Annotated in this window: 12 protein-coding genes; 7 read left to right on the forward strand and 5 right to left on the reverse strand. The window is 47.6% G+C overall.

The window, feature by feature from the left end:
• Positions 1–88 precede the first annotated feature (88 nt).
• The 3 genes from ARB69_RS26165 to ARB69_RS18000 form a co-directional block, all read right to left on the reverse strand.
• On the reverse strand, positions 89–694 hold the full coding sequence (locus ARB69_RS26165) for a glycerol-3-phosphate acyltransferase (protein ID WP_083487143.1): 606 nt from the start codon (positions 692–694) through the stop codon (positions 89–91).
• The gene (locus ARB69_RS17995; protein WP_055154589.1) at positions 694–1,824 is read right to left on the reverse strand and encodes an MGDG synthase family glycosyltransferase; all 1,131 of its coding nucleotides are present in this window, start codon (positions 1,822–1,824) and stop codon (positions 694–696) included. The genes ARB69_RS26165 and ARB69_RS17995 overlap by 1 nt, the downstream gene beginning before the upstream one ends.
• Before the next feature lie 65 nt (positions 1,825–1,889).
• On the reverse strand, positions 1,890–2,810 hold the full coding sequence (locus tag ARB69_RS18000) for an AEC family transporter (RefSeq protein ID WP_055154590.1): 921 nt from the start codon (positions 2,808–2,810) through the stop codon (positions 1,890–1,892).
• Between the two features lie 359 nt (positions 2,811–3,169).
• Between ARB69_RS18000 and rhmD the strand changes: the two genes are divergently transcribed.
• The 6 genes from rhmD to ARB69_RS18030 all read left to right on the forward strand — a co-directional run bounded on the left by rhmD (position 3,170) and on the right by ARB69_RS18030 (position 9,387).
• Positions 3,170–4,363, forward strand: coding sequence for an L-rhamnonate dehydratase (rhmD, locus tag ARB69_RS18005; protein WP_025655270.1), 1,194 nt, complete (start codon positions 3,170–3,172; stop codon positions 4,361–4,363).
• 26 nt (positions 4,364–4,389) lie between these two features.
• Positions 4,390–5,772, forward strand: coding sequence for a GntP family permease (locus tag ARB69_RS18010; RefSeq protein ID WP_050641401.1), 1,383 nt, complete (start codon positions 4,390–4,392; stop codon positions 5,770–5,772).
• A gap of 246 nt (positions 5,773–6,018) precedes the next feature.
• Entirely contained in the window at positions 6,019–6,774 is a 756-nt protein-coding gene (locus ARB69_RS18015; protein ID WP_050641400.1) for an IclR family transcriptional regulator, read from the forward strand.
• Between the two features lie 4 nt (positions 6,775–6,778).
• Positions 6,779–7,675 carry a dihydrodipicolinate synthase family protein gene (locus ARB69_RS18020; protein ID WP_025655273.1) on the forward strand — a complete coding sequence of 299 codons (897 nt, stop codon included), beginning with the start codon at positions 6,779–6,781 and terminating at the stop codon, positions 7,673–7,675.
• Between the two features lie 40 nt (positions 7,676–7,715).
• Positions 7,716–8,222 (forward strand): YhcH/YjgK/YiaL family protein, encoded by a 507-nt coding sequence (locus ARB69_RS18025; RefSeq protein ID WP_050641399.1) that lies wholly within the window; start codon positions 7,716–7,718, stop codon positions 8,220–8,222.
• A 13-nt stretch (positions 8,223–8,235) separates the two neighbouring features.
• Complete coding sequence (locus ARB69_RS18030) at positions 8,236–9,387, forward strand: zinc-binding dehydrogenase (protein WP_050641398.1); 1,152 nt, start codon at positions 8,236–8,238, stop codon at positions 9,385–9,387.
• A gap of 362 nt (positions 9,388–9,749) precedes the next feature.
• On the opposite strand, the gene ARB69_RS18035 is transcribed toward ARB69_RS18030, so the two are convergent.
• Positions 9,750–10,196 carry a GatB/YqeY domain-containing protein gene (locus tag ARB69_RS18035; protein WP_050641397.1) on the reverse strand — a complete coding sequence of 149 codons (447 nt, stop codon included), beginning with the start codon at positions 10,194–10,196 and terminating at the stop codon, positions 9,750–9,752.
• Positions 10,197–10,271: 75 nt separating this feature from the next.
• Positions 10,272–10,919, reverse strand: coding sequence for a PduL/EutD family phosphate acyltransferase (locus ARB69_RS18040; protein WP_055154591.1), 648 nt, complete (start codon positions 10,917–10,919; stop codon positions 10,272–10,274).
• 313 nt (positions 10,920–11,232) lie between these two features.
• On the opposite strand from ARB69_RS18040, the gene ARB69_RS18045 reads away from it, so the two are divergent.
• The gene (locus ARB69_RS18045) at positions 11,233–12,864 is read left to right on the forward strand and encodes a Na/Pi cotransporter family protein (RefSeq protein WP_055154592.1); all 1,632 of its coding nucleotides are present in this window, start codon (positions 11,233–11,235) and stop codon (positions 12,862–12,864) included.

Raw genomic sequence — 12,864 nt, forward strand, 5'->3', positions numbered from 1 at the left:
ATCCTTACAAGCTGGGTGCATCCTGCAGGAAGACGGGAGAGGCGGATGGGATTGACGTGGATTGGCGTGGCGGGCGGGGGAGCTTATTTTAGTGATTTTGGCGGCCTGGGAGGCGGATGCTGATGGGGGATTTTTCGTGTTTTAGGAGGTGTTTTAGGATTACTATGGAGGATATTAGCAGCGTTCCGCAACGGAGCGTGGGGGATTGGAGGTGGTGGATGCTGGTGATGCTGAAGCAGAGGTAGGTGATGATTGTGCGCAGGAGGTGGGGGCGGATGATGATCAGCAGGGAGAAGAGGAGGTAGAAGAAGGCGAGCAGGAAGAACGGGTATAGGTTTGGGAGGAGGCCCAACAGGCAGCCGAAGGAGACGGCTATGGCTTTGCCGCCTTTTGTGGGATGCATGAATGGGAAGGCATGGCCGATGACCGGGGCTGCCAGTATGATGCCGAAGAGAGGGGCGTGGACATCCAGAATATGTGCGGCTGCACAGATGGGGAGGAATCCTTTTGCCAGCTCCAGGATGAGGACGATGGCTCCGGTTTTTCTGCCGGCCAGTTTGAATGCGTTAAAGACTCCAGGATTGTGGTCGCTGGCGGCCTCTCTGATGTCGATTCCGCTTAACAGCCTGGGAATCAGTTGGGTGTATAGGATGCTGCCGGATAAGTAACCCAGCAGGATAAATAGGTAATACATTATATTTCACCTCCGGATTTTCTGCAGATACGGCGCAGGAGTCTGTAGGTTTTGAGTGCCGCGTCCCCCGGGACTGCTGCTGACTGGGCGGTACGCATGGCTTCACAGCGGACGGGGGCCCGCAGCAGGCTCTGGCCCGCGGCTATCTGGCCGTAGAATTTGTCTGAAGTAACGGAAAGCCCGCGGACGGAGAAGAATTCCCGGTTTCTTGTTTCACAACCCGGGATGGGCGTGGTGTGGACGATAGGGATTCCTTTTACCGCTGCTTCTGTGCTGGTCAGGCCTCCGGGTTTTGTGTACAGCACATCACAGGCGTCCATGTAGGCGGCAATGTGCTCTGTATAACCCACGATCCTGACGTTGGCAGAACGGCCGAATTCTCCCGTCAGAATATGGTATAATTTTTTGTTGGCGCCGCAGATGACGATGATGTATTCATCGGGCTGAATTCTGCGCAGCAGTTCCGCGACGAACAGCTGGATCTTTCCGAAACCCATGCTGCCGCTCATGATCAAATAGACATGTGCGTTCTCAGGTATCTTACACATCTGCCTTGCTGCTTTTGGAACCCGGGGAGCCGAAAATGCCTGCCGGACCGGTATGCCGTAAGGTTTCAGCCTGTGTGCAGGGAGCCCCCTGGCAGCAAACTCTTCTTTTAGCTCTTTGTGCGGGATTATATAATAATCGCAGTCCGTTTCTTCCCAGAATGGAATGCAGGTATAGTCGGTCTCAATAGCAACTACTTTATGGGACAGCATCTTTTTATGCTTCATGTAGGTAAGTGTCTCCGCAGGGAACAGATGCGGTGTGGCGATGACATCATAATGGTGTTCCTCCAGATAGCGTTTCAGGGGTTTGGCGAGCATGGCGTTCGCATAGTATACGGGAGACTTGCGGTGTGATGAGCTGACAACCCCTCCCAGTCTATACAAAAAATGAAAAAAGCGGGGAGCATGTTTTACAATTGACACATACCCACCGCCCACGAAACGGGACACACGTTTACCCGCAAGCAGCATGATGTCAAGCATATCCGCTTCATCACCGTGAAGGCGGATACACTCCTGAAGTGCTTTTCCTGCATAGTTATGTCCTTCTCCTGTGCTGCATGATAAAATTAAAACTTTCATATAAACTCTCTCTGAATCTGATTAGTAGTCTCTTTTACAGGATATCCATTTTCCCTTAGAAATTTCTATTTTATTAAAAATCCGGCAATAAAAGTAACGAAAGGAATCGTCACCATAGACAAAACGGTAGTAAATGTAAAAATTTCTGAAGCGTATGTATAGTTTCTTTTATAACGAATTGACATCATTGTCATTGTGGTAGCTGTGGGACATGACGCTGCGATTAATGTAGTATATGCAATGTCATGGTCTATACGAAGCAGGTATAAAAATACGGTGACTGCCAGCGGCACAGCGATCAGCTTCAGAAAGCTGACCCAGTAGATGTGCAAATGTCCGAATATTTTCTTCAGGTCAGCCTGTGCAACAGAGAAACCTGCAATCATCATGGCAAGAGGCGTATTCATATCTGCTATATAATTCATAGAATCCAGAACAGCGGAAGGAATCCGCAGCTGTGCAAAAAACAGAATCAGAGCGGCGCAGGTAGCAATGATCATAGGCGATAACAGCCCCTCCTTCAGCTGCCGCAAAGAGAACTTATTCTCCAGCAGGCTGAGCCCGTGAGTCCATGTAAATAGATTGAACATGGTCATATAGGCGGTGAGATAGAAGACTCCTTCGTTTCCCAGCACACTGTAGATCAGTGGAATTCCGATAAAGCCGCAATTGGAATAGATTGAGCCAAAGCGGTCGAGATAATAATTCGGGTTATTTTTCTCAGGTACCAGAAAGCGGGCAATCAAAATGGCTATGATATGGGCAGCAAAAGCGGCCGCAAATGCGATCAAAAGCCCTCTGACAAGTCTGGCGTCATAGTCTGTCTGATATACGGTAATAATCAGGCAGGGGTTGACAATCATAAGGAGCAGATTGGATATACTTCTGTTTCCTTCCTGGCTTACGATCTTCAGCCTGTAGCAGGCAAACGCCAATATCATAATAATGAGCATTTTCAGCAGTTGATTAAAAATTAATAGAAACATAATAGATACTTTACCCTCTCCTATAAGAACTACAGCTCCGGCAGCGAATACAATGTTTCAGCGAAACAGGCTGAATACCGGTATGCCTGACCGTCAGTTAACAACTCAATCAGTATACTTTATAATGCTTAAAAAATCAATCCTGCAAAAGTGGACGGTTACATTAAGATTGTACATCTTGCACAAAAACGTACTGCGGTTTTTGAGTATAGTGTGGAAAAAGTCGTTGAATCTTGACTTAATTATAAAGAAATGATAAACTGTTTATGAAATGAGAATCTGATTCACATATACGAATCGGTGGAACGGAGTAAACTTTGAATGTGTCATTTTAAAGAAAAGAAAGGAAGGTACTTATTATGGCATTAATGGGAAGAAAGATTGCAGCAATCCGTGCTTATGTTGTCGAAGGAGGTGGCGCTGATTATCATGATCAGAGTGAAGATCATTGGATTGTTAAGCAGATTGCAACTCCTATGAGCATCTATCCGGAGTATAAGGCAACCAGATCCAGCTTTGGAATTAATGCGCTGAAGACTCTTGTAGTGGAAGTTGAGGCGGATAACGGTGTGACTGGATTCGGTATTACAACGGGCGGATATCCGGCGGCATGGCTGGTTATGAATCATCTTGACCGCTTTGTTGTGGGCAAGGATGCCAATGAGATAGAGATCATCTGGGATCAGATGTATCGTGCCTCTCTTTACTATGGACGTAAAGGCGTGGTAATGAACGCGATATCTGCAGTCGACCTGGCGCTCTGGGATCTGCTCGGCAAGTTAAGAGAAGAACCTGTATATGCGATGCTGGGAGGTAAGGTTCGCGAGGAACTGACTTTCTACGCTACAGGGCCGAGACCTGACCTTGCAAAGGATATGGGATTTGTCGGAGGCAAGATTCCGCTTGTTTACGGACAGGCAGATGGAATGGAAGGCCTGAGGAAGAGCATTGAACTGGCGGCTGATATGCGTGAAAAGTGCGGGGATGATTTCCTGCTGATGTGGGACTGCTGGATGGCGCTTGACCTTTACTATGCAAAACGCCTGATGCAGGCTTCTGCAGACCTGAAGTTTAACTGGATTGAAGAGTGTTTCAACCCGGATGATTACTGGTCATACCGTGACCTTAAGAAAGCAGCGGGTAACCAGATCATGGTAACAGGCGGTGAGCATGAAGCTTCCAAGTTCGGTTTCCGCATGTTGATCGAGGACTGCGACCTGGATGTCATTCAGCCTGATGTCGGCTGGTGCGGCGGTATGACAGAACTGATTAAGATCGGTAACATGGCAGAAGCGCACGGCAAACTGGTAATTCCTCATGGAAGCGGTACATACAGTTATCATTATGTAACAACAAAAACAAATTCACCGATCACAGAGTGCCTGATGATGGCGCCGCAGGCTGATAAGGTGGTTCCGCAGTATTATCCGCTGCTGAAGGATGAGCCAATGCCGGTTAACGGTAAGCTGAAAGTCAGCGACAAGCCGGGATTTGGTGTGGAACTGAATAAGGATAAGACACTCATTGAAGTAAAAAAGGGAACAAGACTGTAAAAGCAGCCTTTATGTAGGAGGGTAAAATGTCAACAGCATTTTTAATTATAAGTTTAATAATCGCAATCGCAGTTGTTGTATTGTTTATTATCAAGGCCAAGATGAATCCGGCGATCGCCCTGATCCTTGGTTCTCTGCTCCTTGGTGTTCTGACTAAAGTACCGCTGGTGGATATTACAGCCGCGGACGGGACGGTAACAACCGGCCTGGTTAACGTGATTAACAATGGTTTCGGCAGCATGCTGGGAAGTATCGGATTCCCGATCGGCCTTGGTATCATCCTCGGCCAGTTCGTAAGTGATACCGGCGGTGCAAGTGTAATTGCTGATAAACTGGTATCTGTATTTCCAAACAAATGGGCAATGTACGCGGTAGGTTTTGCCGGATTCGTACTTTCCATCCCTGTATTTTTTGATGTAACATTTGTAATTTTGATCCCGATCGGTGTAGCTTTGATGAAGAAGCTGAATAAGGGAATCGGTTATATCGTAGGAGCAATCTCTATCGGTGCCGGTGTTGCGCATACCCTGGTTCCTCCGACGCCAAACCCGCTGGTTGCTCCGGAGTATTTTGGATTCGATCTTGGTATTATGATCGCAGCAGGACTGCTGTTCGGTATTCCTATGGTACTGATTGCCGTTACGATTCATGGGTTCTTAATGAAGAAAGGGCTTTGGAATGCAGAAAAAGATGAGAATGGAAACGGCTTGGACATCAATGAGCTGGAACTTCCGGAAAAAATGCCGGGATTCTTCGTTTCACTGCTCCCGATCCTGCTTCCGATCATCTTCATTCTTTTGAATACAGTAGCAGGCGCTATGATGGATTCTGTTCCGACCTGGATTGATTTCCTTGGACAGAAGACAACATCTATGCTGTTGGGAACTCTGGCTGGTATGGTTATCTCTATTAAGTACCTGGGACTGGCAAAGACAGAAAAAGTAGCGACTACAGCCTTGAAATCTGCCGGGCTTGTATTCCTGATTACCGGAGCCGGCGGTTCCTTCTCCTCTGTAATCACTGCCTCAGGCGTGAGTGAAGCAATTAAGAATATGGTATCCAATATCTCCAACAATATCGTGCTGATTCTGCTGATTGGCTGGATTCTGGGACTGCTGTTCAGACAGATCACCGGATCCGGTACAGTGGCTTCACTGACCACATTTGCGATAATGCAGAGCGTTGCAGCAACCGTAGCTATCCACCCGGTATTTATCGCCTTGGCGTGCCTGGACGGCGCACTGTTCGGCGCAACGGTTAATGACTCAGGCTTTTGGATTGTATCAAATATGACCGGATTTAATTTTACCGGCGGATTGAAAACATATACTTTGGGGCAGGCAATTGCTTCGGTTGTAGGTATTATTCTGATTATTATTGTAGGTTTGATATCATGCCTGTTCATCTAGTGCAAAATGCATCAGGTATGACATAGGTATACGGCAGTATGCCGTAATGTACAGGCCCCTCAGAATTGAGGGGCTTGTGCACTTTATCATCATTTTAGGCATTCTCTTTTTAATAGGAAAAGAGGCAGTATAGAAGAGCCATGCAGAGCTCTTCAAAGTTGACAAGAAAAGTTGGGCGTGGTAATGTAATTTTATATTGAAAATGGGGAAGTCGCCCTTTGAAAATGAAAGGAGCAGGTGTTTTATATGGCGGTTAAATCGGCAGAAAGAGTATTGAAAATTTTCGACCTTTTAGAGGGTAGCTCCGATGGGCTGACGAACAAGGATATCAGCACTCGTCTGAATTATGCTCCAAGCAGTACGATAGCCCTTTTACAGACAATGGCGGAAAACGGTTACCTGGCGGTGGATGAGCAGAAGCGGTATTCACTGGGGGGCAAGCTGGTAAGCCTTGGAGCGGTAGCGGCATCCAGATTCGATATCGGGAGGATGGCTACACCTTATTTAAAGCATCTCATGCAGACGCTGGGTGAGACCTGTTTCCTGGGGGTTCTCTCGCAGGGAGAGATTGTGTATATTGCGAAGGAAAACTGCGAGCGGACGATTAATACAAATGCACAAATCGGATCCAGAAAGCCGGTTTACTGCACCGGTCTGGGAAAAGCATTTCTATCCTTTCTTCCGCCGGAGGAAAGCCGTGATATAATGAATGGGCTGAAATTTACCGCATTTACGGAAAATACGGTGAAGGGCGTGGAAGAATTGAGAAAGCAACTGCAGGAATTTCGTCTCCAGGGCTATGCGACGGACGACCAGGAGATCGAAGAAGGATTATGGTGTCTGGCAGTTCCGGTCTATGACGGCTACCATAGGATGATTGCTGCCCTCAGTGTATCGGGCCCGAAAGAGCGCATGATGGACAAGAAGGAACTAATCATAGCAGAGATGCTGAAGGCCGGAAAGAGTTTATCCAGAGAGCTTGGGTATCAGAAGGAGGAATAGTATAATGAAGAAACTGTGTGGCGTGAATCCGCCGGTCATCACGATATTTGATGAAAAGTGTAAGATAGACATTGAGGCAAGCAAGAGACAGGCGGATTTCCTGATCTCAAAGGGTGTGGACGGACTGGCATATCTGGGGACATCCGGAGAGTTCAGTATTATGACTGTAGAAGAGAAAAAGAATTTTATTAAAGAAATGATAGACCATGTCAATGGGCGGGTGAATGTGATCGTAGGTGTCGGAGATACCTGCCTTGAGAATACAATGGAGCTGCTAAAATATGTGGAGGCTGCCGGCGCTGACGGCGTACTTCTGATTAATCCGTATTTCAGTGTATACAGCTCAGAGATGGTGGAGGCATATTTTGGTTATGTGGCTTCCCATACGTCTCTTCCTATTATAATATACAATTTCCCGGATCTGACAGGCTATTGTTTCAATGCGGATGTGGTGAGCAAGCTTGTGAAGGATAACCCGAATATTGTGGGAATCAAAGATACGATCAATGACTTTAACCATGTTCTTTCTATGCAGAAGGTGAAGGAAGTGAATCCTGATTTTTCTGTGTTCTCAGCCTATGAGAACCAGGCTATGGGACTTCTGGTCTGCGGTGTGGACGGATTTATCAATGCAACCGCTAACTTTGCTCCTGAGTTTACGGTCAATACGTATCAGTCCGCAAAGAGGGGTGACTATAATGAGGCAGCTCTCTGGTTTAAAAAGATGGTGAATGCCATGGACATCTATGGTTACAGTACGCCGCTCTTTTTGGCATGTAAACAGGCTATGTACTACCGCGTGCTGAACCAGGACGGCCACGAGAGGCTGCCGGCTCTTTCTCTGGATGCAGAGGCTAAGGCTAATGTATATAATAAGATGAGAGAACTGAAACTGCTGTAGATGCAGACGCAGATTTGACAGATTGGAGAGGTAGCATAATATGATAATGGATAAGCTGGAACATTTCCGCTATTATCAGCGGTGTGTGCCCGAACTGTGGGATGCGGTGCGTTTTGTGGAACGTGTGGAGAAGGAACGCCTGCCGGCTGGCAGATACCCTGTCGGAAAGGGGTTCGCATTCGTTCAGGAGGGACAGACCCGGAGCTTTGAGGAAGCAGATTTTGAAACCCATGACAAGTATCTGGATGTGCAGATTCTTCTGGAAGGCTCGGAGATGTGGGAATACGCGGACAAGGCGGATCTGACGGTGAAGACACCATATGATCCCGACACAGATATAGAATGGTTAACCGGGCAGGGCGACAGAATACAGATGAAGCCGGGAATGTTTTACCTGGTTTATCCCACGGACGGACATAAACCCTGCTGTCATGAACGTATACCTTCCTCCTACAGGAAGGTCGTTGTGAAGATCAAGATTGACAAGCTGCTGCACGGAGTGAATACAGGCAGATCCGGAATGCAGCACAGGCGAATATCCTGGTAAAGGAGATACGAAGATGGATTTAAAGATTGATGATATAGTAAAACAAGTTCTCTCTGAGGTTGGGACACACAAAGAGAACAGGACAGCATTTACCCTGGAAAGAATGCCGGTGCTTACGGGCAATGAGACGGGGAGGAGTGCCGTGCTGGTGTCTCCTGAAAGTTATGAACTGAAAGAATATAAGCTGCCGGAGATCGGCGCAAAAGAGATTCTCGTGGAAGTGGAAGGCTGTTGTGTGTCACCTTCCGATACGATAGAATTCATGAAAGAAAAGAGAGTGGGCCAGGCGTCCCTTCTGGGACAGCAGGGAACCGGCCGCATCGTGAAACTGGGCAGCCCTTCTCTGCAGGATGCGGCAGGAACAGCCCTCAAGGTCGGTGACAGAGTCGTTGCCGTAAAAAAGGCCGGCGGAGCGGCCACCGCTTTCGGTGCAAACCGCGGCAGTGCAGGGAGCGGCTTTCACGGGTGGTATTCCAACTATGTAGTGCTCAGAGCCGACAACCAGATCTACCAGGTAAACGATCTGGATTTAGAGTCCCGTCTGCTTACAGAGACGGTCATTGCGGTAAACAGCGCGGTACAGAGGACTGTCAAGCTCGGACATCTGGATTCTTCAAAACGTGTTATCGTACTGGGCTGCGGCTTGGAAGGCCTCACAGCCATCGCCATACTGAATTGTATGGGCATATACAACATAATCGCAATAGACGGAGACGAACAGGCTCTCAAACTGGCTATAGAATTCGGTGCCAGGGAAAGCATCAATTACCGTAACAAAAACGGCATATCAGCCGTACTGGAAAAGATCCAGAAGTACTTCGGCGGAAGCCTTGCAGACGCCGTATTCCAATGCACCGCATCCCCACTGGGCCGAAGCACTGCAAAACGTTTCGCAAAAAACAGCGGCAGCATCTGCGAACTGCAATACGTCCTCGGCAAGTCCAAAACAGCCGTAAAACATTATGAAGATTCCATGCCGGCAGGAGGAAGATACTACACAACCCGCGACTACGAAGAATGCTTCAAATTCATGAAAAAAGCCGCCGAAAAAGACCTCCCCCTCTACCGCCTCATCACCCACCGCTACCGCCTCGAAGAAATCAACGAGGCCCACTGGTCAGCCATAAGAGGCGAGGGTCTGGCAATAGCCGTATTTAACAGATAGAAGTGTTTATCTCATCATTTACGTCTACTTCCAAAAACGCTCCGCCAATTCAGCCCGATCCACCGCTCCCCGTCTCCCGGCAGGATGCACCCAGCCCGGGGAACAGGGGCGTATGGGCTTTTCAGGGGCGTCAAGAAAGACGTGCTAGATTTACTTAAAGTCCAAATAGGCCGATTGCAGGATAAAAATATGATTTCCAAATCATATTTTTACTTTGACCTGACATGCGAAATCATCAGATTTCGGATGGCATGTCAAAGGTGCCTGCAATCGGCCTATTTGGACTTTTAGTAAATCTCACGTCTTTCGCCCGCCCCAGAAAAGCCCATACGCCCCTGTTCCCCGGGCGGCCCTCTTATATTTTATTGGATTAATGACGCCACGATTGTGCTTACGAGTTTCCCATCAGCCTTTCCTTTTACCTTCGGCATCAGTTCTTTCATGATCTTTCCTTTATCCTTTGCGGTTGGAGTCTCTATACCAAGATCGGCAAGCACACCCATCACGATTTCTCTGATCTCATTCTCGCCCATCATCTTCGGAGCATACTCTTCCAGAACAGCAAGACGCTTCTGGCATTCCTCAATAATATCCGTGCGGTCTTTGGGAGTCATTTCCAGTGTTTCCTTTGTCTGTTTAATCTCTCTTAGAATTACCTGGTTTTCCTCTTCCTCCGTCAGATCTGCCCGCTTGTCGATCGCCTTATTTTTCAGGGAAGATAACAGAAAAGAGAGAGCTGCCTTTCTTTCCTTGTCGCCGGCCTTCATAGCGGACATCATAGCGCTTCTTACTTCATCGATTTTACTCATGTTAAAATACCTCCATTTTGAAATTGTCAGAATAGTGTCGGATTTGCACGGGGGTCTGACCCCTTTGCAAAGGGGTCAGACCCCCCTGTTGATTCCGGACTGCAGTTCATCTGCCCATGTCTGCAGATTATAAGTATGCCCGTCAAATAGTTTTAAAATCACGCCGGTTGGGTTATCCTCGTTGGCAAATGCGTTGGCTTCGTCGGTATCCACATGCATGGACAATGCGAATTTAGGGCTCACCCGGACGACCACATCGGAAAAAATAAGGGAACGCTCATAGCTTGTGGTTATGACAAAAACGATATCGTTGTCCTTTACATGTGCCCTGAGGGCATCGATGGGCGTCATATGAATGTGGCGTTTGGCTACGATGACCCCTTCCTTCAGCTCTACTTTTCCGTGAGGGCCCACGAGAGTGCATCCCGGTGTGCCGGCGATATCTCCGGACTGGCGGATGACGCTTGGTATGCCAAGCCTGCGGGCATCTGTAACGGATATTTCGACCTGGGTTGCGGGACGAAACGGGCCCAGTAAGATGACCTTTTCAAAGCGTCCTTTGGGGCCGATGACGGTCAGCCTTTCTTTGCATGCATACTGGCCGGGCTGACTGAGCTCCTTTGTATAGTTCAAACGTGTGCCGGGGCCAAACAGTTGTTCAAAGTCTTCCTGGGAGACATGGATATGCCTGGCGGAAGTTTCTATTGGAATTTTCAGGCTCATATTGTTTTCTCCATCCTGCGTATACTTTTTTATTTCATGACATGTAAATTTTAGCAGAATATAATGAGGTTTTCAATATCTACCTGGCGGTTTTGCAGATGGCGCATCCGATCTGGAGCAAAAATTCGTTCGCGGGCAGTTGCACTTTGACTGCGGCAGTGCATGAATTCGTGTGATGTAACGCAAAAGCTCCAGTAAGTAATTAAGATACCGCTAAGAAACGTGCCGGTCAGATTGACCTCGTGTTTTTGGCTATGATAATCTGTGTTAAGAGTGCGTAAAAATTAAGGCATGCAAAGGAGAAGTATGAGAGATGGGAATTAAGGATTTACTTGCATTACTGGGAGGGCTCGCTCTCTTCTTATACGGAATGCAGATGATGAGCAACGGTCTGGAGGCTGCGGCGGGCAACCGGATGAAATCAATTCTGGAAAAACTAACATCCAACAGAGCAAAAGGGGTGCTGGTGGGAGCAGGCATCACAGCGGTCATACAGTCTTCCTCCGCTACGACTGTTATGGTAGTCGGCTTTGTAAATTCCGGGCTGATGACATTGAAACAGGCTGTATGGGTGATTATGGGCGCCAATATAGGGACGACAATCACCGGTCAGCTGATTGCACTTGACATCGGCGCCATTGCCCCTATATTTGCCATCGGCGGTGTTGCGGCCATCATGTTTGTAAAAAACGAAAAGGTCCACCATATCAGCAGCATTTTTGCCGGACTTGGTATCCTGTTCATGGGCATGGATATGATGGGAAGCGCCATGGAGCCGCTGCAGAATTCACCGGCATTTATTCAGTTTATGACTACATTTAAAAATCCACTGGTGGGTATACTGATTGGGGCGGTATTTACCGCAGTGATCCAGTCCTCTTCCGCATCAGTAGGAATCTTGCAGGCACTGGCGGGTACCGGTATGATCCCGCTGTCCAGTGCGGTATATATTCTTTTTGGACAGAATATCGGAACCTGTATCACAGCGGTTCTGGCTTCCATCGGAATGAAAGTCAATGCCAAGCGTACAACCGTGATCCATCTAATGTTTAATATATTCGGTTCGGTACTGTTCACTCTGATCTGTATGTTTACACCGTTTGTAGCATGGATGGAGGCATTGGTTCCGGGAAACCCGGTATCCCAGATCGCCAATGTACATACCGTATTTAATATCGTAACGACCCTGATTTTACTTCCGTTCGGCGAATACATGGCCCAGGCTGCGGTAAAGATTCTGCCGGACAGCAAAAAAGAGGAGGAAGAAGATTACCGGCTGAAATATATTGCCAGATTCGAACCATCGTATGCCATCGGACAGAGCGCCGTCGCGATATCCCAGGTGGGGAATGAAGTGGGAAGAATGCTGGGGATGGTAGAAAAAAATATTTCGCATGCATACGATATACTCATGAAATACGATGACAGAGAAATGAAAAAGATCCGGGAAAGAGAGACTTACATCGATTATCTGAATCAGGAAATATCTGCTTATATAGTATCCCTTATGGCCAACGAAATGTCCATGTCCGACTCCCGGCAGATTAATGGATATTATGTGATCATAAGCAACCTGGAGCGGATCGGGGACCATGCGGTCAATCTGGCGGAATATGCGCAGGACTTAAAAAAATGGAACGGTGAATTTTCGGATATTGCCAGGGACGATTTGAAAAATATGAAAAAGCAGTGCCTGGAAGCTTTGCGTATCGTGAACAGGCAGGAAGAGGATGTTCCCGCCGTTATCCTGAACCAGGCGGCTCTGATGGAGCAGAAAATAGACGACACCAGAGAAAAATATTTTAAAAAGCAGATGCAGCGTCTGAAAAAAGGTAAATGCCGTCCGCAGACAGGAATTGTGTTCACAGAGATCCTGACAGATTTTGAAAGAATCGGCGATCATGTGAAAAATATAGCAGAACAATACGTGGAAATGGAAAACTGA

This window comes from Faecalicatena contorta (assembly GCF_001404335.1).
In the GTDB taxonomy this organism is placed as follows: domain Bacteria; phylum Bacillota; class Clostridia; order Lachnospirales; family Lachnospiraceae; genus Faecalicatena; species Faecalicatena contortus_B.